Source organism: Lysobacter enzymogenes, from assembly GCF_017355525.1.
GTDB lineage: Bacteria > Pseudomonadota > Gammaproteobacteria > Xanthomonadales > Xanthomonadaceae > Lysobacter > Lysobacter enzymogenes_C.
Map to the genome: position 1 here is coordinate 3,654,052 of NZ_CP067395.1, position 22,215 is coordinate 3,676,266.

General features: G+C 69.6%; 19 protein-coding genes and 1 pseudogene. 5 read left to right on the forward strand and 15 right to left on the reverse strand.

Annotation, left to right across the window (positions count from 1 at the left end):
- Nucleotides 1–34: 34 nt before the first annotated feature.
- The 7 genes and pseudogenes from JHW38_RS15325 to JHW38_RS15355 all read right to left on the reverse strand — a co-directional run bounded on the left by JHW38_RS15325 (nucleotide 35) and on the right by JHW38_RS15355 (nucleotide 7,610).
- Complete coding sequence (locus JHW38_RS15325; protein WP_207522204.1) at nucleotides 35–718, reverse strand: hypothetical protein; 684 nt, start codon at nucleotides 716–718, stop codon at nucleotides 35–37.
- Nucleotides 719–816: 98 nt separating this feature from the next.
- Entirely contained in the window at nucleotides 817–1,521 is a 705-nt protein-coding gene (locus JHW38_RS15330; protein ID WP_207522205.1) for a PspA/IM30 family protein, read from the reverse strand.
- Nucleotides 1,521–2,144: a YjfI family protein gene (locus JHW38_RS15335; RefSeq protein ID WP_207522206.1), complete on the reverse strand. Its 624-nt coding sequence runs from the start codon at nucleotides 2,142–2,144 to the stop codon at nucleotides 1,521–1,523. The genes JHW38_RS15330 and JHW38_RS15335 overlap by 1 nt, the downstream gene beginning before the upstream one ends.
- A gap of 196 nt (nucleotides 2,145–2,340) precedes the next feature.
- Nucleotides 2,341–2,586 (reverse strand): hypothetical protein, encoded by a 246-nt coding sequence (locus JHW38_RS15340; RefSeq protein WP_207522207.1) that lies wholly within the window; start codon nucleotides 2,584–2,586, stop codon nucleotides 2,341–2,343.
- A 319-nt stretch (nucleotides 2,587–2,905) separates the two neighbouring features.
- Nucleotides 2,906–3,928, reverse strand: a complete 1,023-nt coding sequence (locus JHW38_RS15345; protein WP_074871033.1) for a 3-oxoacyl-ACP synthase III — start codon at nucleotides 3,926–3,928, stop codon at nucleotides 2,906–2,908.
- A 271-nt stretch (nucleotides 3,929–4,199) separates the two neighbouring features.
- Nucleotides 4,200–4,502, reverse strand: a pseudogene (locus JHW38_RS15350) (DUF4156 domain-containing protein); the annotation flags it as partial.
- 204 nt (nucleotides 4,503–4,706) lie between these two features.
- Nucleotides 4,707–7,610, reverse strand: a complete 2,904-nt coding sequence (locus JHW38_RS15355) for a M16 family metallopeptidase (protein WP_207522209.1) — start codon at nucleotides 7,608–7,610, stop codon at nucleotides 4,707–4,709.
- A gap of 153 nt (nucleotides 7,611–7,763) precedes the next feature.
- Here JHW38_RS15355 and JHW38_RS15360 point away from each other — a divergent pair, with 153 nt between their 5' ends.
- The 3 genes from JHW38_RS15360 (at nucleotide 7,764) to JHW38_RS15370 (ending at nucleotide 10,569) form a co-directional block, all read left to right on the forward strand.
- Nucleotides 7,764–8,243 carry a tRNA (cytidine(34)-2'-O)-methyltransferase gene (locus JHW38_RS15360; RefSeq protein ID WP_207522210.1) on the forward strand — a complete coding sequence of 160 codons (480 nt, stop codon included), beginning with the start codon at nucleotides 7,764–7,766 and terminating at the stop codon, nucleotides 8,241–8,243.
- 482 nt (nucleotides 8,244–8,725) lie between these two features.
- Nucleotides 8,726–9,568 carry a hypothetical protein gene (locus JHW38_RS15365; protein WP_207522211.1) on the forward strand — a complete coding sequence of 281 codons (843 nt, stop codon included), beginning with the start codon at nucleotides 8,726–8,728 and terminating at the stop codon, nucleotides 9,566–9,568.
- The gene (locus JHW38_RS15370) at nucleotides 9,565–10,569 is read left to right on the forward strand and encodes a hypothetical protein (RefSeq protein ID WP_207522212.1); all 1,005 of its coding nucleotides are present in this window, start codon (nucleotides 9,565–9,567) and stop codon (nucleotides 10,567–10,569) included. Before JHW38_RS15365 ends, JHW38_RS15370 begins: the two co-directional genes overlap by 4 nt.
- A 213-nt stretch (nucleotides 10,570–10,782) precedes the next feature.
- On the opposite strand, the gene JHW38_RS15375 is transcribed toward JHW38_RS15370, so the two are convergent.
- The 8 genes from JHW38_RS15375 to JHW38_RS15410 form a co-directional block, all read right to left on the reverse strand.
- The gene (locus JHW38_RS15375) at nucleotides 10,783–12,171 is read right to left on the reverse strand and encodes a DUF58 domain-containing protein (protein ID WP_207522213.1); all 1,389 of its coding nucleotides are present in this window, start codon (nucleotides 12,169–12,171) and stop codon (nucleotides 10,783–10,785) included.
- A complete protein-coding gene (locus JHW38_RS15380) occupies nucleotides 12,168–13,157 on the reverse strand; it encodes an AAA family ATPase (RefSeq protein ID WP_207522214.1) in 990 nt (329 codons plus the stop codon). Before JHW38_RS15380 ends, JHW38_RS15375 begins: the two co-directional genes overlap by 4 nt.
- Complete coding sequence (locus JHW38_RS15385; RefSeq protein WP_207522215.1) at nucleotides 13,154–14,371, reverse strand: DUF4350 domain-containing protein; 1,218 nt, start codon at nucleotides 14,369–14,371, stop codon at nucleotides 13,154–13,156. The genes JHW38_RS15380 and JHW38_RS15385 overlap by 4 nt, the downstream gene beginning before the upstream one ends.
- Nucleotides 14,368–16,086 (reverse strand): DUF4129 domain-containing protein, encoded by a 1,719-nt coding sequence (locus tag JHW38_RS15390; protein ID WP_207522216.1) that lies wholly within the window; start codon nucleotides 16,084–16,086, stop codon nucleotides 14,368–14,370. Before JHW38_RS15390 ends, JHW38_RS15385 begins: the two co-directional genes overlap by 4 nt.
- Nucleotides 16,083–17,096 (reverse strand): stage II sporulation protein M, encoded by a 1,014-nt coding sequence (locus JHW38_RS15395; protein ID WP_207522217.1) that lies wholly within the window; start codon nucleotides 17,094–17,096, stop codon nucleotides 16,083–16,085. The genes JHW38_RS15390 and JHW38_RS15395 overlap by 4 nt, the downstream gene beginning before the upstream one ends.
- A 16-nt stretch (nucleotides 17,097–17,112) precedes the next feature.
- On the reverse strand, nucleotides 17,113–17,796 hold the full coding sequence (locus JHW38_RS15400; protein WP_207522218.1) for an RDD family protein: 684 nt from the start codon (nucleotides 17,794–17,796) through the stop codon (nucleotides 17,113–17,115).
- A complete protein-coding gene (locus JHW38_RS15405) occupies nucleotides 17,796–18,302 on the reverse strand; it encodes an RDD family protein (protein WP_207522219.1) in 507 nt (168 codons plus the stop codon). The genes JHW38_RS15400 and JHW38_RS15405 overlap by 1 nt, the downstream gene beginning before the upstream one ends.
- 91 nt (nucleotides 18,303–18,393) lie before the next feature.
- A complete protein-coding gene (locus tag JHW38_RS15410) occupies nucleotides 18,394–18,936 on the reverse strand; it encodes a gamma carbonic anhydrase family protein (protein ID WP_207522220.1) in 543 nt (180 codons plus the stop codon).
- 357 nt (nucleotides 18,937–19,293) lie between these two features.
- On the opposite strand from JHW38_RS15410, the gene JHW38_RS15415 reads away from it, so the two are divergent.
- Entirely contained in the window at nucleotides 19,294–20,721 is a 1,428-nt protein-coding gene (locus JHW38_RS15415) for a coniferyl aldehyde dehydrogenase (RefSeq protein WP_207522221.1), read from the forward strand.
- 219 nt (nucleotides 20,722–20,940) lie between these two features.
- On the forward strand, nucleotides 20,941–22,194 hold the full coding sequence (locus JHW38_RS15420) for a hypothetical protein (RefSeq protein WP_207522222.1): 1,254 nt from the start codon (nucleotides 20,941–20,943) through the stop codon (nucleotides 22,192–22,194).
- The last annotated feature ends 21 nt before the right edge of the window (nucleotides 22,195–22,215 follow it).

Consider the following 22,215-nt stretch of genomic DNA (forward strand, 5'->3'; position numbering starts at 1 on the left):
AAGGCGGCGACGGTTCGATGGCGGGCGCCCGGGTTCAGGCGCCGCGGAATTCGTCTTCGCTGACCGCGCGGTAGGCGTTCTGGTCTTCGAGGTATTCGATCAGCACGACCCGGTCGCCGCGCTTGAAGCGCTGCGGGTCCTCGTCGCGGATCTGCAGGATCAGGCCGGCGCCGCCGTCTTCGACGCTGGCGGTGCCGGTGCCGCGGTTGACCGGGCTGCGCACGGTCGCGACCTGGCCGAGGATCGGCCGCGGCGGGCCCGGCTGCATCTTGCGCAGCAGCTGGCGCAGCGGCCGCAGCGCCAGCGCGGCGACCGGCAGCGACACGCAGAAGTTGACGAAGATGATCGCCGCGCCCGCGGCGATGCGCAGCGGCGTGCCCGGCACCAGCTTCATCAGGTAGACGTCGGCGTAGTAGGTCAGGATCCAGCCGACCAGCACGATCACGCTGATGACCACGGTGATCGGAATGCCGCCCAGGCCCAGGCGCATCAGCGGATCGAAGATGCCGTGCTGCGGATGGTGCGCGCCGTCGGCGAGGGTGTGGTCGCCGAAGCCGTGCGCGCCGTGACCGTGGCCGTGGCCGCCGATCCAGCCGTCGATCATTTCGCCGCCGGCCAGACCCACCGCCGACAGCAGCCAGTAACCCACGACCACGCCGAGCAGGACGGTGTAGAACGCCGTCGGCAACGTCAGGATCGTACTGAAGAAATCGCTCATCCCGTCTCCCTCCCCGCTTGCCGCGATGCCCGCGGCGCCTCCATGAAACCGGGCGGCCCCATGCCGACCGGCCAAACCGAACCGAATCGAACCGGGGCTCAGCCCGGCAATTTCTGCCGCAGGCGCGCCAGCACCGCTTCGGCGCCGGCCTCGTCGGGCATGATCCCCGCGTCGCGCAATTTCTTTTCCAGCGCGTCGCCGCCGTCGTGGCGCGCCAGCTCGGCCGCCGCTTCCATGCGCGCGCCGCGCTCGGCCTGCTTCTGCTTGATCCGCGCCAACGAATCCACCGCGGTCTGCAAGCGGTTCTGCGGCCCGGCGTAGCGCTGCGCGACCGCAGCCTGGGCGCGCTGCATGCTTTCGGTCGCCTTGACCGTGTCGAGCTGCTGCTTGAGCCGGCGGATGTTGCCTTCGGCCATCGCCACCGCCTTGCGCAGCTCGGCGACGCTGGCGGCGAGCTGGCGCAGGTGCGCCTCGTCGTCGCCGCGCGCGGCTTCCAGCGCGGCGATCTTGTCGGCGACTTCGCGCGCCAGCGCGTCCTCGCCCGACTCCAGCGCCTTGATCGCATAGCCTTCGTATTCGGCGATCTTGTCCGCGCCCTCGTTCCAGGCGCGCTGCGCCAGGGTGTGGCGCGCGAGCAGGTGCGCCAGCGATTCGCGCGACTGGCGCAGCTCGATGTCGCAGTCGCGGATCTCCTGGTCGAGGATGCGCAGCGCCTGGCTGTCGACCCAGGCCTCGCCGAGCTCCTGCGCGCCGGCGCGCACCGAGGTCAGCAGCTTGCTCCAGATGCCGCCCTGCTTGGCCATCACGCCGCCTCCAGCAATTGCGTCTCGTAGGCCTCGCTGGCCTTGATGACGTTGTCGGCCAGGGTTTCGATTTCGTACAGCACGTTCGACAGCGACGACGACGCGCTGAGCGCGCCGAACATCATGTACACCGCTTCGCCGTCGGCGAGGGTTTCGATGCCGATGGTCGACAACGGAAACACCTTGTGGGTGCGCAGCACTTCTTCGTTGAACGCGGCGGCGTCGCGCACGTGCGCGACCGGCCACAGCAGCGCCTCGACCACGATCTGCTCGCCGACCACGGCCAGGAACAGCGGCAGGTCGCCGTATTCGGCCATGACCAGGTGCAGGCTCGGCTCGGCGCCGTCGATCAGTTCGATCTGCGAGTCGCCGTAGACGAATTCCTCGGTCTGCGAGAGGGCGTCGAACAGCCCCGTCGCGGTCCAGACCTTGCCGTCGTTCATGTCCCTCTCCACCCGTCCCCGTCCCGTCGCCGCACCGCGCGGCTGGCGCATGCGCTTTTCCGCCGCCAGCAGCTCGTCGCCGAACTCGGGCAGCACCCACAGTTCTTTCTTGACCAGCCCTTTCTCGCGCAGGCGTTCGCGGTGGCGGCGCTGGTAGTAGGCGGAGGATCTGCGTTCCATGGAGACGGACGTTAGAGCATTACATGTGACACTGACAAGCTGTCACATGTAAGAGCCGACGAACGGCGGCAGACGGCGGCCGTTGGGGGCCGCCGGGCGTTGTCGATCAAGGGCTTGCGGTACGCGGGTGGAAGGCTCTCGCCGGCATGGGCGAGGGCGCGGTCGCGGCTTGCGCCGCTCCTACAGAGAGCTTGGGTCAGGCCGGGATGCCGTGTTGCTGGCGGGCCTGGGCGATGCGGGCCTGGACTTCGGGGGCGAGGGTGCCGAGTTCGGCCTGCTTGAAGATGTTGCCGAGCACGCGCTTCTCGTCGTCGTCGATGACGTCGTCGCGCAGGGCGAGGTCGAGCAGGTTCTGCAGTTCGGCGAGGTCGAGCGTGCCGTCGTTGGTGAATACCTGGATCGAGGCGAGCGCGATCACGAGGTGGCTCTTGGGCTGGGCCATGCGGCAACTCCGTTGCGGGTGATGAAGGTCCTGGTGCGGCGGCCGTCGCGGCCGGCGCGTGATGGGTTCGACTATAGCAAGGTCGGTGCGGGGTTCTGCGGTCGGGGGCGCAGGGTTCGCCGTCAGCGAAGTGTCGCGGTCGCGGCTTGCGCCGCTCCTACAGTCGCAAACGAAACCCCTGCAGGAGCGGCGCAAGCCGCGACCGCGACACCGCAACTACCGCGCAACCCGCCACGCCCGCGCAAAAACAAAACGGGCCCGACGCTCGCGCATCGGACCCGCTCGTTTTTCGCAGCGAGCCTTGCGGCTCAGTCCGCGATCACCACACCACTTCGGCCATCGAGCAGTTCAAGCCCGAACCGATGCCGAGCAGCGCGACGCGGTTGCCCTTCTTCAAGCGGCCCATCTCGCGCAGCTTGCTGAGCACGATCGGCACCGAGGCCGGGCCGATGTTGCCGTGCTCGCCGAAGATCGTCATGACCTTGTTCGGGTCGATGCCGAAGGCCTTGAGGAAGGCCTGGGTGTGCGCGCGGCTGACCTGGTGGATCACGAATTCGTCGAGCTCCTCGACCGCCCAGCCGAGCGCGGCGCGCGCGGCGGTGAAGGTCTTCTGGCCGAGCTTGAGGCCTTCGATCATCAGCATGCGGCCGTCGGCGACCATGCGGTCGTGGTGCAGGTCGCCCACGCACAGGTGGTTCCACTCGGTCGCCGAGCGGGTCACGCCGCCGCGGTAGCGCGGCGCGCCCGGGGCCAGTTCGGCGCGGGCCAGGACCATCGCCGCGGCGCCGGAACCCAGGGTCAGCGTCGCCATTTCGTCGCGCAGCTGCGATTCGGTGACGTCGGCGCGCGACAGGCGGTCGAGGGTCTTCTCGTAGGCCTTGTTGGCGGTCTCGCCGTCGACGACCAGGGCGTAGTCGATCTCGCCGCGCTCGATCATGCGGCCGGCGATGTCCATGCCGTTGATGAAGGCGAGACAGGCGTTGGCGACGTCGAAGTTCTGGCAGTTCTCGCCCAGGCGCAGGTTGCCGGCGACGATGCTGGCGGTCGACGGCTCCAGGTAGTCGCGGCTGACCGAGGTGTTGACCAGCAGGCCGATGCGGTCGGCGTCGACGCCGGCGTCGGCCAGCGCCTTGACCCCGGCCAGGGTCGCCGCTTCCGACGGCTTGACCTCGCCGTCCCACAGACGGCGCTCGCGCACGCCGGCGATGTTCTGCAGCACGTCCACCTTGATGCCGAGGCGGTCCAACGTCGGCTTGAGCCGGGCGTTGATTTCCTCGGTGGTCAGCTTTCGCGGCGCGTCGACATGGGCGAGGCCGGCGATGGCTACGTGTTGGAACAGCATGGGCGCGAACCCTTGGCAGGCAGAAAAGTGCGACAGGTTAGCGCCTTCGCGCCCCCCATGCACCAGCAAAAGTCACGCCGGGGCCTGGATCTGAACCAAGCCCGAAGGGTTATTCCGTTTGAAATTCAACCATTTACAACGGTTTTTGCACCGCAAAAAAGCCGTACGCCGGCGTTTGGATTTGCGTTCAACCGCCGACGGGATAGGTCTGGGCGCTGCCGGAAGCGGGTTTTTGCGCGGCCGGAGCGGCCGCGCCGGGGCCGGCGGCGCCGCAACGGTAGGCGCCGAAACGCTGCGCGCCCTGGTTCGGATCGGCCAGCGCCTGGATGGTGTCGGCCTGCAACGCCGGCGCTTCGTTGCGCGCCAGGGTTTCCAGTTCTTCGCGCACGCGCAGCTCGTTGCGCTCGTAGAAAGCGATGTTGTGCTTGACCGCGACCTGCACCTCGCCGCGCTTCTCGCACGCGGGCGCCGCGCCCGGAGACAGCACCCGCACCGCCTGCGCGCCCGGGGCCATGTTGACCCAGGTGCAGGCCGAAACGCTCAGAGCCAGGAACACGATTGCCGGTGCGCGCATGCGGAACCTCGATGGGGGCGGTTGGAACCGGCCGGCATTGTCGCCGGAATCGGCTGAGCGCGAAACCAATGCGTGCCGGCCGATCGCGTGCGGCCGCGATGCACGCGCCGACCAGCGCCTGCGCCCGAACGCGAACGGGCCGCCCTGCGCGGGCGGCCCGTGGTTCGTTCCAGCGGCGAACCCGCCGCCGTTATAGCCGCTGCGTCAGCGCAGCGGCTTGCCGTCGCTGTCGATGACCTTGACCTCGCCGAGCCCCAGCGCGCGCACCGGCTGCTCGATCTTGGACAGGTCGCCGACCACCACCCAGGTCAGCGCGGCCGGGTCCAGCGCCTTGGCCGCGGCCTGCGCCAGCGCCGGCGTCATCGCCTCGTTGCGCGCCTTGTATTGCAGGATGTAATCGGCCGGGCGGCCGTAGCGCAGGTCGGCGCCGACCTGGCCGAGCAGCGCGTCGCCGGTTTCGTACGCGCCCGGCAGGCTCAGGGTGTTGGCGGCGCGGACCTTGGCCACCTCGGCCGCCAGGATCGGCTTGCTGCCGCTGCTGAAGGCTTCGATTTCGCGCTTGAGTTCGGCCAGCGATTCGACCGTCTTGTCGGCCTGCACCGCCGCCTGCGCGATCCACGGGCGCTGGCCGAGCGCATTGCCCGAGCCGCTGTAGGACCCGTAGGCCCAGTGCTTGTCCTCGCGCAGGTTCATGTTGAGGCGCGAGCTGAACTCGCCGCCGAGCACGCCGTTGGCGAAATCGAAATCGATCGTGCCTTTGTCGCTGGTCGGCGCGATCAGCTCGCCGACATAGAGATTGGACTGGATCGCGCCGGGCTGGTCGACCAGGAACACCCGCGGCGCCTTCGGCCGCGCCACCGCGGTCAGGGCCGGCAGCGCCGGCGCGTCGGCCGCGCCCTTCCAGTCGCCGAAGCGCTTTTCCAGCAGCGGCACGATCTGCGCCAGGGTGGTGTCGCCGACCACGACCACGCGCGCGCGCTGCGGCTGCAACCAGTCGCGGTGGAAGCGCAGCAGGTCGTCGCGCTGGATCGAACCGATCGAGGCCTCGGTGCCGGTGCCGGTGAACGGAATCGCGTAGGCGTGGTCGGCGCCGTACAGCAGCGGCGGCAGCACCCGCAGCGCAGCGGTCTGCGGGCGCGCCTTCTCCTGCTTGATCCCGGCCAGCCACTGCGCGCGTACGCGCTCGATCTCGCCGTCCTCGAAGCGCGGACGGCGCACGGTGTCGGCGAACAAGTCCAGCGACGGTTCGAGCTTGTCGCTCAGCGCCGACAACGCGACGCTGGCGCTGTCGAGGCTGGCGCCGCTGCTGAGTTCGGCGCCGAGCTGTTCCTTGCGCGCCGACAGCTGCAGCGAGCCCAGATCGCCGGCGCCTTCGTCGAGCATCGCCATCGCGAAGCTGGCGGTGCCGGTCTTGCGGCCCAGGTCGGCGCTGAAGCCGCCGGGGAATTCCATCTGCAACTGCACCACCGGGATTTCGTGGCGCTCGATCAGCACCACCTGCATGCCGTTGGCCAGCGTCGCGGTCTGCCGCGACGGGAACTTCAGCGCCGGGAAGCTGGTGGTCTTGGGCACGCCCTGGCTGCGGTCGAGGTCGGACTTGACCGTGGTGAAGCGCGGGTCCGGCGCCGGCAGCGGCGCGGGCCGGCTCGCCGGCGCGGCGCGCGCGGTCTCCGGCAACGCCGAGGCCGGCTGGTCGCCGGGCGTCACCACGATGGTGTGCGAGCCCTTGCCGAGCCACGTGCGCCCGGCCGCCTGCACGCTGGCGATGCTGGCCTTGTCGAGGTCGGCGAGCTCGCCGCGGTAGCAATCGGGCCGGCCGAGGAACACCGCACAGCGCGCGAGCACGTCGGACTTGCCGCCGAAACCGCCGATGCGCTCGATGCCGCGCACGAACTCGGCGCGGCTGGCGGTCTTGGCGCGTTCGAGTTCTTCCGCGCTCGGGCCCTGCGCGATCAGGCGCGAGATTTCCTCGTCGATCGCCGCGCGCACCTTGGCCGGGTCGACGCCTTGCTTGACGTTGGCGACCACGACCAGGGTGCCGCTGATTTCGGCGTCGTTGACCGAGACGCTGGCGCTGTCGGCGATGCGGTCGCGGTGGACCAGGCGCTCGTCCAGGCGCGAAGCCGCGCTGCCGCCGAGCACCTGCGCGAACAAGGCCAGGTCGGTGCCGTCGGCGGCGCCGAACTGGGCGACCGGCCAGGCGCGGTAGACGCGCGCCTGCGGCACGCGGTCGCCGATGGTTTCCTCGGTGTCGCGCTCGCGCTTGGGCACGCGCGGTGCCATGTCCTTGAGCGTGGCGGTGGCGGGAATGTCGCCGAAGTAGCGCAGCGCCTTTTGCTTCGCGGTGGCCAGGTCGATGTCGCCGGCCAGCACCAGCACCGCGTTGTTGGGGCCGTACCAGCTGCGGAACCAGGTCTTGACGTCGTCGAGCGAGGCCGCGTCGAGGTCGGCCATCGAACCGATGGTCTGCCAGCTATAGGGGTGGTCGGCCGGATACAGCGCCTCGTAGAGCTTGGCGATGATGCGGCGGCCGTAGGGCTGGTTTTCGCCCTGGCGCTTTTCGTTCTGGACCACGCCGCGCTGCTCGTCCAGGGTCTTCTGGTCGATCGCGCCGAGCAGGTGGCCCATGCGGTCGGATTCCATCCACAGCGCCATGTCCAGCGCGGTGGTCGGCACGTTCTGGAAATAGTTGGTGCGGTCGACGTTGGTGGTGCCGTTCTGGTCGGTGGCGCCGACCAGTTCGAACGGGCCGAAGAATTCGTCGCGGTGGTTTTCCGAACCCTGGAACATCAGGTGTTCGAACAAATGGGCGAAGCCGGTGCGGCCGGGCTGTTCGTTCTTGCTGCCGACGTGGTACCAGACGTTGACCGCGACGATCGGCGCCTTGCGGTCGGTGTGCACGATCACCCGCAGGCCGTTGGGCAGGGTGAATTCGTCGTAGGCGATGGCGACCGCGGCGGCGGGCTTGGCGGCCGCGGCCGGCGTCGCGGGCGCGGCCAGCGCCGCGGCGGGCGCGCCCAGCGCGGCGGCCAGCGCCAGGGCTAGCGCGGCGGCGCGCGGGGCCGGCGCGCACGCGCGCGGGCCGAAGAAGGAGGAAAGCTGGGACATGACGGCTCCGGTCGTTAGGGGCGTCCGCGAGCGGACCACCGGCCATCTTAGGCGCAGGCGCCACGCCGGGCATGGGTCGCCGGTCACGTGGGGAGGCCGCGCGCGGCTGCGTTGCGCGGCCCAAGGCCGGCCCGGCCGCCGCATAATGCGCGCATGTTCAACGTTATCCTGTTCCAGCCGGAGATTCCGCCCAACACCGGCAACGTCATCCGCCTGTGCGCGAACACCGGCGCGGCCCTGCACCTGATCGCGCCGCTCGGCTTCACCCTCGAAGACAAGCAGCTCAAGCGCGCCGGCCTGGACTACCACGAGTACGCCAGCCTGCAGGTGCACGACGGCCTCGACGCCGCGCTGGCCGCGATCGCCGCCGCCCAGGGCGCGCCGCCGCGTTTGTTCGCGCTGAGCACGCGCGGCCGCGAGCGCTTCGACGCGCCGCGTTATGCAGCGGGCGATGCGTTCCTGTTCGGGCCGGAGACCCGCGGGTTGCCGCAGGAGGTGCTCGATGCGCTGCCGGCGGAGCAGCGGTTGCGGCTGCCGATGCGGCCGGACAACCGCAGTCTGAATCTGTCGAACACGGTGGCGGTGGTGGTGTTCGAGGCGTGGCGGCAGTTCGGGTATGTGGGCGGAGAGTAGAGAGGACCGAATCGGAACCTCGGCCGCTTCAGCCATTTTTCGGTATCACGAAGCGGTTAGCGCCCCGGGGACAGTATTACGCTAATCCGCCTATTAGAAAGCCCATTCCCATGCTGGATTTACAAGGAAGCTTCTGCGCCGGGGAATAGATGGGAATTTGAGCTTCCACATATATGGCACTTATTGACGTGCCATAACGCAGTGATAAATCGCCCATATCGAAGTTGGAGAATTTGAGCGCACCGCTGCTTGCGCTCAACGCGTCGCAGTTCCCGCCAGACGACTGAGCCATGATCGCCTAGGCCACGGGGAATGCCGACTGTCTGATCAAGCCCCGTTGTTTCGACACAAAAAACGCTCGATCGGGAGCGTCACCGGAATAATCGCGGACGAGAGCGCAAAACAGCGATCGCTGGGCAGGATAAGCGCACGCGCCGCCGCCTCAGCCCCTCGCAAAATCGCTACTGGCTCGAACCCCTCACATGGAGAAAGTGAAAATGTTGCGGATCCTGATCTTGATCGGAGCCCTGGGCGGATTGGGTGCTTCCGTTCCGTCGCACGCCGCGCTCAAGGACGCTATAGCCGAACGCGGGCGCCAAGAAGTCCACAAAAACCAGCAAGAGCGCCTGCAAGCGCTTACGCAACGCGGTCGGATTGGCAGCTTCCAACAGTTGCTCGGAACGGGCCGCATGCAGGTCGCCTCGTCCACCGGCGCATCCGAGGCCGCTTCGCGCGATGCAGCCATCGACTTGGCTGCCCTTGGCTTCACCGCGGCGGACGTCAAAGCCTATCGCGCGCGCCAAATCGATCTATTCGATGTGGCGCACCGGTTTTTCGAAGGCATCACGTCGCCGACAGAACAGATGCTGATGGCCGACACCATTGTGATAGGCACGGCGGGGCAGATGCGGGGCGCGCGCGACCGCATCGACGGATTCCTGACGGAAGTCCCGTTCAGCGTCGCGAAATCACTGAAGGGCTCGCGCACTGCCGGCGACATCGTTCACATCCCCATGAATTCCGGCCCGCTTCCGGATGGCAACTATCAGCGGGATTTTTCCGAAGTCCAGTTCGCCTATGGAAAAAAGTACCTGCTCGTTCTGTCAAAGAACTGGTACGAGCAATTCGTCGCCATAAAGAAGAAGCGAGCCGAGAGCAGCTTTACCGCACTGCCCTACGTCGTGTACGAAATCGCCGAGAACAACGCGTTGCGCCGCGTCTCCCGCACGCTCAAAGCCGGACCCGAACCCGAAAACGTCGAATCCGTAGAAGCCGAACTAAGGCGCCTCGCCGTAAGCAGCAGCCAAACGGGAGGGGTCCGATGAGATTTCGCGCCACGCGCACTGCGCTAGCAATCGGGGCGATAGTCTGGGCTGGAATCGGCCATGCCAGCCCACCGAACTTTCTCGTAAAATGGCAGATCGATTCCGCTATCGTCGGAATCCACAGTTCCATACCGCCGACCTGCGTCCAGCCCACGGCGAATGCAGTCGCCACATGGAACAGCGTTGGGGCAAATTTCCTTCTTTTCCCGGACTTCATCGTCTCTCAACCGCGAGTGGCCGAGCAGAGGCCGGATTACGACTACAAGAACGTCACCATCGAAGACGGCGTGCCGTCGAATCCGCTTGCGCTTATGGCGGCTAGAGTGACGATGAACACCTCTACAAAAGTCTTGCAGAACGCGGACATCGTCGTAGACAAGCGCCGGCTATGGAACAACGATCCGACCCAAATCCAGCTTAGTTGCTCGACCGCGACGAATATCCCACCTGCCGAAGTTGACTGGGAATCCGCGATTCTTCACGAACTTGGGCACGTGGTTGGAATCGACGACAGCCAGAGCGACATCAGCTGCTCGATGTATTTCGAATTGGGCCCAGGACAAAAGCAGCGCAGCCTGTGCGCGGACGAAAAACTGGTATACATCGATGCGTACAAGCCGTTCAAGATCACGAGCCTAGCGAACCTGGCCGGCCCGCAGGGCGTGAACATTCCTGCTCAGATCTTCTTTGAAGGCATTCCCAAGTTCCCGGTCCAGAGAAAGACCAAGATCGTTGAATGCGCCAGCGACTGGTCGTGCTCCGATTACAACGGAAGCTACTCGACCTATACGTCCTCGCCGCTCACCTTCAATTTCAAGTGCACGAATTCCTCGCCACTGCCCACGGCGACGTTCAAATGGAGAACCACGCTGGTCGATGCCAATGGCGTGACGACCAACGCGGTCGACCATACGAGCACCTGCACCAGACCGGCCGGTACGACGCAGACAAGCACAGTCGATGTTTCGGGTGGTGTCGGTCGAGTAATAATCACCGACTGAAGCCGCAACCAAGCGGGTTCGGCACAGTCAACTGGCGCTAAAAAACCTATCGGCGACAGCTTGCGAGCGCGAGGAAAAAAGCAAACCCCATCGTGAGCCGGGGCTTTCTTTTTCGCGGCGCACACTGGCGTGCCGAAAAGACACTGCGTTGTGACCTTGATCCGACATCGCCGTGAACGGCGACGCGCAAAAAAGATCGACAGCGGCGCGCTGTTACAACAACCGCTCCCGCTTCACCGCCAGATACTTCTCCACCAACGACGCCGCCAACTGCTCGCAAGCCACGTCCAGCACCATCACCCCCTGGCTGCGCAGCGCTTCGTGCGCCTGGGTGCGGTGTTCCAGGTATTGCGCGGTGGCGCCGGCGCGGATCGCGCCGGACAGGTCGTCGACTTCGTCGTCCAGGGCCTGATCCAGCGAGCCTTCGCGCAAGCTCGCCACGCACACCAGATGGCGGCCGCGCAGCATGCGCACCGCGGCCAGCAGGTCGTCCATGTCTTCGTCGCGCAGGTTGGTCACCAGCATCACCAGCGCGCGCCGGCGCTGGCGCAGCGACAGTTCGGTCGCGGCGGCGAGGAAGTCGGTGGCGACCGGCTGCGGTTGCAACGCGTAGCTGGCGCGCAGCAGGTTGTCGATCGCGCCGACGCCGCGCTGCGGCGGCACCCAGCGGCTCTGGCCGCCGCTGGCGAGCAGGCCGACGCCGTCGCCCTGGCGCAGCGCCAGATACGACACCACCAGCGCCGCGTCGAGCACGTGGTCGAAGTGCGAGAGCTCGCCGTCGCGCGCCATCAGCCGGCGGCCGGTGTCGAGCATCAGCACCAGTTGCTGGTTGCGCTCGTCCTGGTATTCGCGCGAAATCAGCCGGCGCGCGCGCGCCGTGGCCTTCCAGTCGATCTGGCGCAGGCTGTCGCCGACGCGGTACTCGCGCATCTGGTGGAAGTCGGTGCCTTCGCCGCGGCGGCGCTTGACGTGCGCGCCGACCAGGCGCGAGGCCTGTTCGGCGCTGAACATCGCGAACTTGGCCAGCGGCGCGAAATTGGGGAACACCCGCACGCGTTGCGGCGCGCCGGCCACGCGCGACTGCCACCACAGGCCCCATGGCGAATGCAGGCGCAGCTGGGTGCCGTCGAACTGGAAATCGCCGCGGCTGTTGGCGCGCAGGTAGTAGTCGAAGCCGGCCGATTCGCCGGGCTTGAGGTCGAGCCGGCGCGGCAGGTCGCGCCAAGCCCAGCCGCCGGGATGCAGGTCGAACACGTCGACGCGCTGGCGCCGTTCGCCGTCGATTTCCAGGCTCACCGGCCGTTCCACGCCGATCGCCCAGGTGTCGTGCATGCGCCGCTGCACGCGCGGCGTCGGCGCGCGCCATACCCGCCAGCCGTCCAGCGCCAGCAGCGCCACCGCGGCCAGCACCGCCAGCTGCCACCACTGCGGGCTCAGCCAGCCCGCGCTCGCCGCCAGGCCCAGCGCCGCGCACGGCAGCGCCAGCCAGCCCAGCCGCAGCGACGGCCGCGGCCAGGCTTGGCGCGCCAGCGCGCGTTCGCGCGGCACCGCGGATGCGGCGCCGGCGACGGCGGGCAACGGCGGCGGCGCCGTCGGACTCATTGCCGCGGCGCTTCCACCGTGGCCAGCAGCGCGTGCAGCACGTCGTCGGGCGACTGGCCTTCGATCTGCAGCTCCGGCGCCAGCGCGATGCGGTGGCGCAGCACCGGCTTGGCGATTTCGCGCACATCGTCGGGGGTCACGAAATCGCGCCCGGACAGCACCGCCTGCGCGCGCGCGGCGCGCACCAGGCCGAGGCTGCCGCGCGGGCCGGCGCCGAGCGCGATGCCGGCCCAGTCGCGGGTCTTGGCGACGATGCGCACGACGTAGTCGATCACCGCCTCGTCGACCCGCACCAGCGCGGTGCCCTGCTGCATCGCCACGATTTCCTCGGGGCCGAGCACGCGCTGCACCTGCGACAGGTCGAAGTCCGACGCGCTGCGGCCGAGGCTGACCGCGCTGACCATGCGCTTCTCGTCGGCCAGGGTCGGGTAGTCGATCATGATCTTCAGCAGGAACCGGTCCAGCTGCGCTTCCGGCAGCGGATAGGTGCCTTCCTGTTCGACCGGGTTCTGGGTCGCCAGGGTCAGGAACGGCGGCGGCAGTTCGAAGCTGTGGCCTTCGATGGTGACCTGCAGTTCCTGCATCGCCTCCAGCAGCGCCGACTGGGTCTTGGCCGGGGCGCGGTTGATTTCGTCGGCCAGCAGCAGATTGGTGAACACCGGGCCGCGGCGGATGTTGAAGCTCTCGGTCTTGGGGTCGTACACCGCGTGGCCGCTGATGTCGCTGGGCATCAGGTCGGGGGTGAACTGGACGCGCGCGTAACCGCAGTCCAGCGCCTTCGACAGCGCGCGCACCACCAGGGTCTTGCCGAGGCCGGGCACGCCTTCGAGTAGCGCATGGCCGCCGGCGAGCAGCGCGATCAGGATCTGGTCGAGCACTTCGGCCTGGCCGATGAAGGCCTTGCCGACCTCATCGCGCACGGCGGCGGCGCGTTCGGCGAGCGCGGCGCCGGTGATCGGGACGAGCGGAGCGGCATCGAGGCTCATAGACGGTTTCTCATGCGGATCAAAGTGGCGATGCGGGTGCGGAAGGCGGCGTGGTCGCGCGCCAGCGGAGGGGCGAGGGCGTCGCGGATCTGCGCCGGCCCGAGCCCGGGTTCGTTCTTGTAGCGCTGCGCCAGCAGCTCGACCTGGGGCTCGCCTTCGATCGAGGCGGCGTACGGGTCGCGCCGGCGCAGCCGCAGCAGGAACGCGGCGCGCACCGAGGCGTACAGGCTGGGGCCGTAGCCGTAGCGGTAGATGTGTTCGCCGCTGGCGACCACGTGTTCGAGCAGCGAGCGCCGCTCCATCGCCGGCGCCGGCCGCAACGGGCCGAAGCGCTGCATGCGCTGCCACAGCCACGCCAGCAGCCACAACAGCAGCGGCAGCCACGCCATCCAGCTGTTGACGATCAAGGTATGCCACAGCGACGGGACTTCGGCCGCGTAGATCAGGTGCACGGTGCCGGCCTCGTAGTTCGGCGCCAGCACCTGGCGCGCGAACGCGGCGTTGGAGGCCTGCGCGATCTCGTCGCCGCCCAGGCGCGGGCCGCCGAACAGCGGCACGCCCGAACCGCCGCGGTTGGACAGGAAATCCAGGTCCGCCAGCACGTCGACCTTGCCGTCGCCGTAGGGCAGACGCGCGTACACGTAAGCCGTGTCCTCGTCGCCCCAGGCCGCTTCGGGTTCGGTTTCGGCGTTGTAGAAATAGAACCGGCGCGAGCCGCAGAACATCGACTGCGCCTGGCGCCCGCGTTCGAACAACTGCGCGCAGCCGTTGCGCTCGGCCTGCTCGCTGCCGTCGGACGCGTCGAGCAAGGTCACGCCGACGTCGTCGAGCACCGGCACCCGCGCTTCGCCGACGCGTTCGCGCCACGGCGGCGTGCGCACGACCAGGTGGCCGCCGCGCGCGACCCATTCCAGCAAGGCCTTGGCGTCGCCGGCGGCGAGGGTGCGCGGGTCGCGGTAGATCACTACGGTGTCGCGCTTGCCCAGCGTATGGGTCGACAGCAGCAGGCGCTGGCGCGCGTCGACCTTGACCCCGTCCTTGAGCAGAGCCAGCTTGAGCACGTACAGCGGATTGCTCGCCGCCTCGCCGGTGCGCGGCATGTCGACCATTTCCTCGCTGCGCACGAAATCCTGGCGCCACAGCGAATAGCCGGCGAAGCCGAGCAAGCCCAGCACCAGCACGACCAGGATCGCGTACACGGCCTGGCGGTTCATGCGGCCCACCCGAAGCGCCGGCTGAGCGTGCCGACCAGATCATCGAACTCCTCGGCCGCCGGCAGGGTTTGCGCGTAGGCCGCGTACTGCCACACCCGCACCGCGCGCGCGAACGCGTCGCGGTCCTCGGCCAACGGCAGCTGGCGCGAGGCGCGCAGGCATTGCGCCTCGGTCGCGCCGGGGACCAGGGTCACCTGCGCGCGCTGCGCCATCGATTCGACCGCGGCGCGGTACATCAGCGCCAGCGCGTCGCGGTGGCGGCCGCCGCGCCACAGCCGGCGGATCGCGGTCGCAATGTCGTCGGGCAGCGGTTCGGGTTCGGCCAGCGCCGCGCTGCGCACATCGCCGGGCGCCTGCACCGCGTCGCCGGCGCCGCTGCGGAACCAGCCCAGCCAGCGGCTCAGGCTGAACAGCAACAGGCCGACGATCAGCGCGACCACGCCCCACAGCACCACTTCCAGGCCGGTGGCCAGGCCGCTGCCGATGCCGTTGAAACCGCTGCGGTCGCGCCGTCTGGCGGGCTTGTCCGGCTCGGGTTCGTCGGCCTTGGCGCGCGGCTTCCACAGGCTTTGCTTCTGCTTCGGCGCGACGGTCGGGTCTTTCATCGACTGATCGACCGCGCGCCGCAGCGCCGCGTCGTCGCTGCGCGCGGCGCCGTATAGCGCGTCCAGGGTCGAGGTCTGGGCGCCGGGCTTTTTTTCGTCGTCGCGGATCGGAACGCTGGGGTAGGACGACTCGGCGTCTTCGTCCTCGGAGGATTCGTCGCCGCCGCCTTGCTCGCTTAGTTCGTCCGCGTCGACCTGCGCGTCGTCGGCGGCCGGCTCGGCCGCGGGCGCGGCGGCATCGCCGCCTTCGAACTGCGCGGCGCGGTCGCCGCCGGCGTCCTGCGCCTGCGCCGGCGCCAGCCACGCGCCCAGCCCCAGGCCGAGGCACAGCGCCAGCAGCGACGGCGCCGCGGCCGCGCTCAGGCGCGCGCGCAGGCGGCGGAACACGATCTCGATGTCCCAGCCTTCGATCTCGGTGCGGCGATTGAGATACAAGCCGAAACCGGCGCCGACGTAGAACGGCTCGATCACGCTCATCGCGATCCACTGCAGCACGTTCAACAGCGCGATCATCCAGCCCGGCTGTTCGACGAACGCTTCCCACAGCGACTTGAGCGTGTCGGGCAGGTAGTCGAACGGGATGAACATCGCCCCGGCGAACACCAGCCCGAGCATCAGCACGAGTTCGAAGTTCAGGCAGATCAGGGTCAGCAGCGCGCTCACGCCGTACACCGGCGCGCCGAGCGCGGCGCGGCGCTGGCGCGCTTCGCCGCCGTCGCCGCCTTCGAGCAGGTCGACCGGCAGGTACAGCGGACGCGCCGGGCCGAGCCGGCGCCAGGTCAGGTACGGCAACCACCAGCGCCCGCCCCAGCGCAGCGCGGCGCGCGCGGTCTGGCGCGGGGTCGGGGTTTCGCCGAACACCGCGCGCGAGATCACGAACAGCGGAATGCGGTCGAGCCAGGGCTTGAGCCACCACATCAGCAGGCCCGACAGCCACAGCAGGTCGAACACCCAGCCGATCGCGTTGAGCGCGATCAGCAGCGGCAGGGTCACCAGCAGCCAGGGTTTCCAGATCGCGCCGGCGTTGCGGCGGACCAGGGCCATGCCGAGTTCGCAGGCTTCCCAGGCGGTGCGCGGACGCAGGGCGACGGTGAGCGCTTCGAGCTTCATGCGGCGTCTTCGTCGTCCTGGTACGCCGCGTTGCGGCCGCCGCGCAGCAGCCACAGCGCGGTCAGCGACCACAGCAGCGCGCCGACGGCGTACTTGATCGAGGCCGGCATCCAGCCGATCGACGACCAGAACGCTTCGACGAACGCGGCGAACACCAGCATCGCGAACACGCCGATGCAGATCTTGGCGCCGCGGCGGCCGCCGTGGATCAGCGAATCCACGCGCCGGCGCTGGCCCGGCGCGATCAGGCTCAGGCCCATGCGCAGGCCGGCGCCGCCGGCGATGACGATCGCGGTGAGCTCCGGCGCCGAATGCCCGGCGACGAAGCGCCAGAACGGATCGCCGTGGCCGACCGCCTGCAGATGCCCGGCGACGCCGCCGATCATGATGCCGTTGAAGATCAGCACGAACACCGTGCCGACCCCGGCCACCAGGCCGGTGGCGAAGGTCTGGAAGCCGATGCCGACGTTGTTGCCGATGTAGTGGGCGAACATCTCCAGGTCGTCTTCCTGGGTGCGGCCGAGGTCGCGCTTGCCGCTGGGGTCGTACATTTCCTCGAACTGGGCCAGCATCTGCGGCGGGAACAGGCCCGAGGCCAGGTCCGGCTTGACCTGGATGGCGACGAAGATCGTCACCAGCGGAATCACGAACAGCAGCGCTGCGGCCAGCATGCAGCGCCATTCGGCGCGGACCAGGCGCGGGAAGCCGGCGAGCAGGAATTCGACCGCGCGGCGCGGATGCGCCGGCTTGGTCCGGTACAGCATGCTGTGGCCGCGCTGCATCAGCTGTTGCAGGCGGTCGGTGACCACCGCGCTGTAGCCGCGCCGGCGCGCCAGCGCCAGTTGCTGGCACAGGCGACGGTGGCGCGCGGGCAGTTCGTCGTCGCGGATGCCGCGCCATTCGCGCCGGGTCGAACGCGCGTTGCGCGCGCTGTCGCCGCGGCGCTCCAGCCACTGTTCGAACTCGCGCCATTCGGCCTGATGCCGTTCGACGAAGCGTTCCTGCTTCATGACCGTGCGCCCCGCTTCATCGCCGCCCCAGCAGCCAGTTGGCGATGCCGTACAGGCGCGCCGCCGCGGCCTGGCCGCGCACGTGCACCAAGGGCTCGGCCAGATCGGCCAGTTCGGCCTGACGCGCCGCGGTCAGGCCGGGGCCGCGTTCGGCGAAGGCGACCACCGCGGCTTGTTCGTGCGGCAGCAGCAGTTGGTCGGGCGCCACCGCCGGCGCGACCGCGGCCTCGTGCAGCAGCGTCTGGCGCGGCGCGTGCACGACCAGGGTGCGCGCGACCATGTCGCCCAGGCGCCGGCCCCAGGGGTCGATCAGGCACGTGGTCAGGCCGACCGCATAGAACAGCGGCAGCGCGTCGACCACCCGCAACAGGTTGCGCGCGAACGCCGCCATCCAGCCGACCGGCGCGCCGTCGGCGGACACCACGCGCAGGCCCAGCGCCCATTTGCCGGGCGTGCGGCCCTGCATCAGCGCTTCGAACAGCACCGGATAGAACCAGGTCAGGCCGAAGCTGACCAGCATCAGCAGCGCGCCGCCGGCCTTGCCGAACGGAATCGCCAGCAGCTGCACCAGGGCGACGTAGATCGCCGCGCGCGCGAGCAGGTCCACCAGATACGCCAGCGCGCGCGGCACCGGGCCGGCCGCGCGCAGGTGCAGGGCCACGCCTTCGGGCGTCACCACCTGGCGGTAGGTGTCGAGCATCAGACCTTGATGACCTTGGTGTCGCAGATCAGGTCGTGCAGGCAGCGGCTTTCCTCGCCGAAGATCCACAGCGCGTTGACCAGGGCGAAGATGCCGCCCAGGCACGGCACCTGCTCGATCAGCGCGATCACGAACATGCGCAGGCCGACGATGCGGCCGAACGAGCACGGCGAGCCGTCGTTGCGCACGATCTTCATCCCCAGCCAGCGCTTGCCGAGGGTCTGCGAATGCTGCGACAGCAGCACCAGCTGATACGCGAACAGGCCCAGCGCGAGCAGCAGGCCGAGCCCGATCATGCCCAGTTGCAGCGGCGAGGGTTCCTCGTTGCGCGGCGCGATCGCCACCGACAGGAACGCCGGCAGCAGGCAGGCCATGATCAGGCCGCCGTCGATCAGGCGCGCGACCAGACGCAGGCCGCGGTCGGCCTTGATCGAGTCGTCGGCCAGTTCGCCGGGCAGCGGCGGCGGCGCGGTCGGCGCCGCGTACGGATTCTGCGAATCTTCCATGTAGCGATAACTCCGTGGTGGTGCTTTCCCCTGGCGCGACTGTAAACGCGGCGGGCGGGCCTGACTAGCCGCGGCGCGGCCGGCGCCGGGCTCAGGCCGTGGCCATGCCCAGGTAGCGGTCCTTCAACCGAACATAATGCTGCGCGCTGTATTGCAGCTGCTCGATCTCGCGTTCGCTCAGGCGCCGGACCAGGCGCGCCGGATTGCCGAGCCACAGCTCGCCCTCGCCGACCACCTTGCCCGGCGCGATCACCGCGCCGGCGCCGACGAAACCGAAGCGGCTGACGCGGGCGCCGTCGAGGATCTTGGCGCCCATGCCGATCAGGGCGAACTCGTCGATGGTGCAGGCGTGGACGATGGCGCCGTGGCCGATAGTCACGTCGTTGGCGATCACCGTCGGCAGGCCGCCGGGACGGGTGAACGGGCCCTCGTGGGTGACGTGGACGATGGTGCCGTCCTGGACGTTGGTGCGCGCGCCGATGGCGATGGAATTGACGTCGCCGCGGACCACGCAGCCGGGCCAGATGGACACGTCGTCGCCGAGGGTCACCGCGCCGATCACGGTCGCGGCCGGGTCGACGTAGACGCGTTCGCCGAGGGCGGGGAAGGTGTCGAGATAGGGTCGAAGGCTCATCCGCGCATTGTAGGCGCTGGCGGCGGCGGGCCGCGGCGGCGGGCGCGGATCGCCCGATCCGGGCAGGCTGGTCCGCTCGGTCGCTCGGTCGCTTGGTCGCTTGACGCGGCACTTCAGCGCCCTCCGTCCCACCGTCATCCCCGCGAAGGCGGGGATCCAGGGCTTCATCGCGACACGACTCTGAAGTCTCTGGATCCCCGCCTTCGCGGGGATGACGTTCTGGTGGAGACGCCGGCGCGGGACAGTCCCGCCACAACCGTAGGGTCCGCAACTCGACCGCCGCGCCCCCCTCGCCTGTCCTCTGCCGCCCCACCGCGGTCGCGTTTTCGCCGCCCCCGGCGTACTAGACTGCGGCGTATGGACACTCTCGCCGACACGCCCCTCGCCGACCTCGCCGCGACCCGCGAACGCCTGCGCGCCGCCTGGCAGGCGCGCAAGCCCGACTACGCCCAGCGCCGCGCCGACCTGCTGCGCCTGCGCGACGCGTTCCGCGCCCGGCTGCCGCAGATGGACGCGGCGATCCGCGCCGACTTCGGCCACCGCTCCAGCCACGAGAACCTGCTCTCGGAGGCGATGATCACCCTGGCCGAGATCGAGCACGCGCTGTCGCACCTGCGCGGCTGGATGCGCCCGCGCCGCGCCGCGGTCGGCTGGCGGTTCTGGCCGGCGCGCGCGCAGATCCGGCCCGAGCCGGTCGGCGTGGTCGGCATCCTGTCGCCGTGGAACTACCCGGTGAACCTGGCCCTGGTGCCGCTGGTCTCGGCGATCGCCGCCGGCAACCACGTCTACCTCAAGCCGTCCGAACACACCCCGCGCACCGCGCAGTTCCTGCGCGAGCTGCTGGCCGACGTGTTTCCCGAAGACCGCGTCGCGGTCGCGCTGGGCGGGCCGGAGCTCGGCGCGGCGTTCTCGGCGCTGCCGTTCGACCATTTGCTGTTCACCGGCTCGACCGCGGTCGGCCGCAAGGTCATGGCCGCGGCCGCGCCGAACCTGACCCCGGTGACGCTGGAACTCGGCGGCAAGGCGCCGGCGCTGGTGTGCCCGGACTATCCGCTGGAACAGGCCGCCGCGCGCATCGCCACCGGCAAGTGGTTCAACGCCGGGCAGACCTGCATCGGCGTGGACTACGTGCTGGTCGACGAGGCGCGCCGCGACGCGCTGGTCGCCGCCGTGCTCGCGCAGTTGAAGGCGCGCTACGGCGACCTGGGCGTGGCCCAGGACTACACCCGCATCATCAACGCCAGCCAGTACGCGCGGCTGGCCTCGTACCTCGACGACGCGCGCGCGCGCGGGATCGCGGTGATCGAACCGTTCGACGACCCCGCCGCGCGCGACGCGCGCGCGGCCGAGCGCCTGTTCCCGCCGACGCTGGTGATCGAACCCGGCGACGACGCGCAGGTGATGCAGCACGAGATCTTCGGCCCGATCCTGCCGGTGCTGTCCTACCGCACGCTCGACGAGGCCATCGCCCGCATCAACCGGCTCGACCGGCCGCTGGCGCTGTACCCCTTCAGCCGCGACTCGGCCCAGGTCGACAAGATCCTCGCCCAGACCCTGGCCGGCGGCGTCACCGTCAACGACACCCTGCTGCACTTCGGCGCCCACGACCTGCCGTTCGGCGGGATCGGCCCCAGCGGCATCGGCGCGATCCACGGCCGCAACGGCTTCGACGCTTTCAGCAAGCTGCTGCCGGTGTTCTACCAGCGGCCGTGGGCCGGCAGCGACCTGCTCAAGCCGCCGTACAAGGGCAAGATCGACGCGATGATCCGCTTCCTGGCGAAGTAGCGCGCTGGAAGTGATCGACGGCAGCGACGCAGGGACCGCGGAGCCGTCGAGGCGGTCGTGCGGGCGCGGCGCGAGTCCGCCGAGCGATCCCCGGTGCGCTGCGCGCCGCCACCTGCGCGCGACGCGCAGCCTTCGTCGCGACGAAACCGGCGCAGCGCAAGGCCGCGAATGCGATGATGGCGGCGCGGCGCAAGGCCGCGCCGGAGGATCGCAACGCGCATGGACGCCCCAACGCCCCACCCCGCTTCGCCGTCCGCGCCAACGCGCTCCAACGCGCCCGCGTGGGTCGCCTTCGCGCTGCCGCCGCTGGCCAGCGCGGCGTGGCTGGTCTGGGCCGCGCTGACGCTCGGCAACGCCGAGGCCGAGGGCGGACGCGCTTACGACATGATGCTGTACGGCATCGGCGGCGCCGGCCTGACCGGCGTGGCCGCGATCGCGGTGCTGATCTGGGCCGGCCTGCGCGGCTACGTCGGCCGCGCCCTGCTCGCCTTGCTCGCCGGCCTGCTGCTGGCGCCGCTGCTGCTGTGGTTCGGCGCCGGCGCGGTGCTGTCGGCGCGGCGCAAGGATTTCGAACAGCGGCAGGAACAGGTGCGCCAGCTCGCCGACACGGTCCGCCGCGGCGACGCCGCGCATATCCGCGCCGCGATCGACGCGCTGCCCGACAAACCCGGCCCGGCGCGCGCGTTGTGCATGCTGCAAGGCCGGCGCACTTACAAGCTGGTGCATTGGGTCTGGTTCGACGAACACGCCAACGGCCCCCAGTTGTCCAGCGCCGAGCTGCTGACCGCGGCGGCCGCGGTGGTCGACGGGCCGGCCTCGATCCAGGTCAAGCAAACGACCCTGCGCACGGCCCTGCTCGGCCTGATCGAGCAAAACGAGCCGGCGCGCTTCGGCGCCTGGGCCGCATTGTGGCGGCGCACGCTGACGCAACCGGCCGCAGGCCCGCTGCTGCTCGTCGCCGATCCCGACGCGCACGGCGATTGCAGCTACGGCGATCCGCTCGATTTCGCCCTCAGCCGCTGGCGCGACGACGGCGTGCGCGCGTGGATCGACGCCGGTTTCGGCTTCGCCGAGGGACGCAGCCAGCCGCTGTCCGCGCTGCGCGCCCTGCGCCGTCCCGGCAGCTTGCGCGCCCTGCTCGCCGCCGACCCGCAGTTCGCGCAGCTGTTGCGCGAGGACCGCGACGCCGGCGAAGAAGCGCTGTCGGCGCAGGCCGATTCGCTCAGCGCCACGCTCGATGCGAGCGAGCGGCCCGAAGACGCGGCCGAACTGGTCGAAGCGCTGCACGCCGCCGGCGCGCGGCCGCGCACGGTCGGGCTGGCGACCGGCTGCGAATTGTTCGAGGCCGGCGAAAAGCGACGCGACGCGCCGCGCGACACGCCGCAACGGCAGGCGGCGGTCGAGCGCATCCGCGCAGTGTTGTGCCCGCAGCCGCGCAAGCCCGCGCACGCGGCGCGGCCCGCTGCGGCGTGAGCGCGGCCGAACTGGCATCGT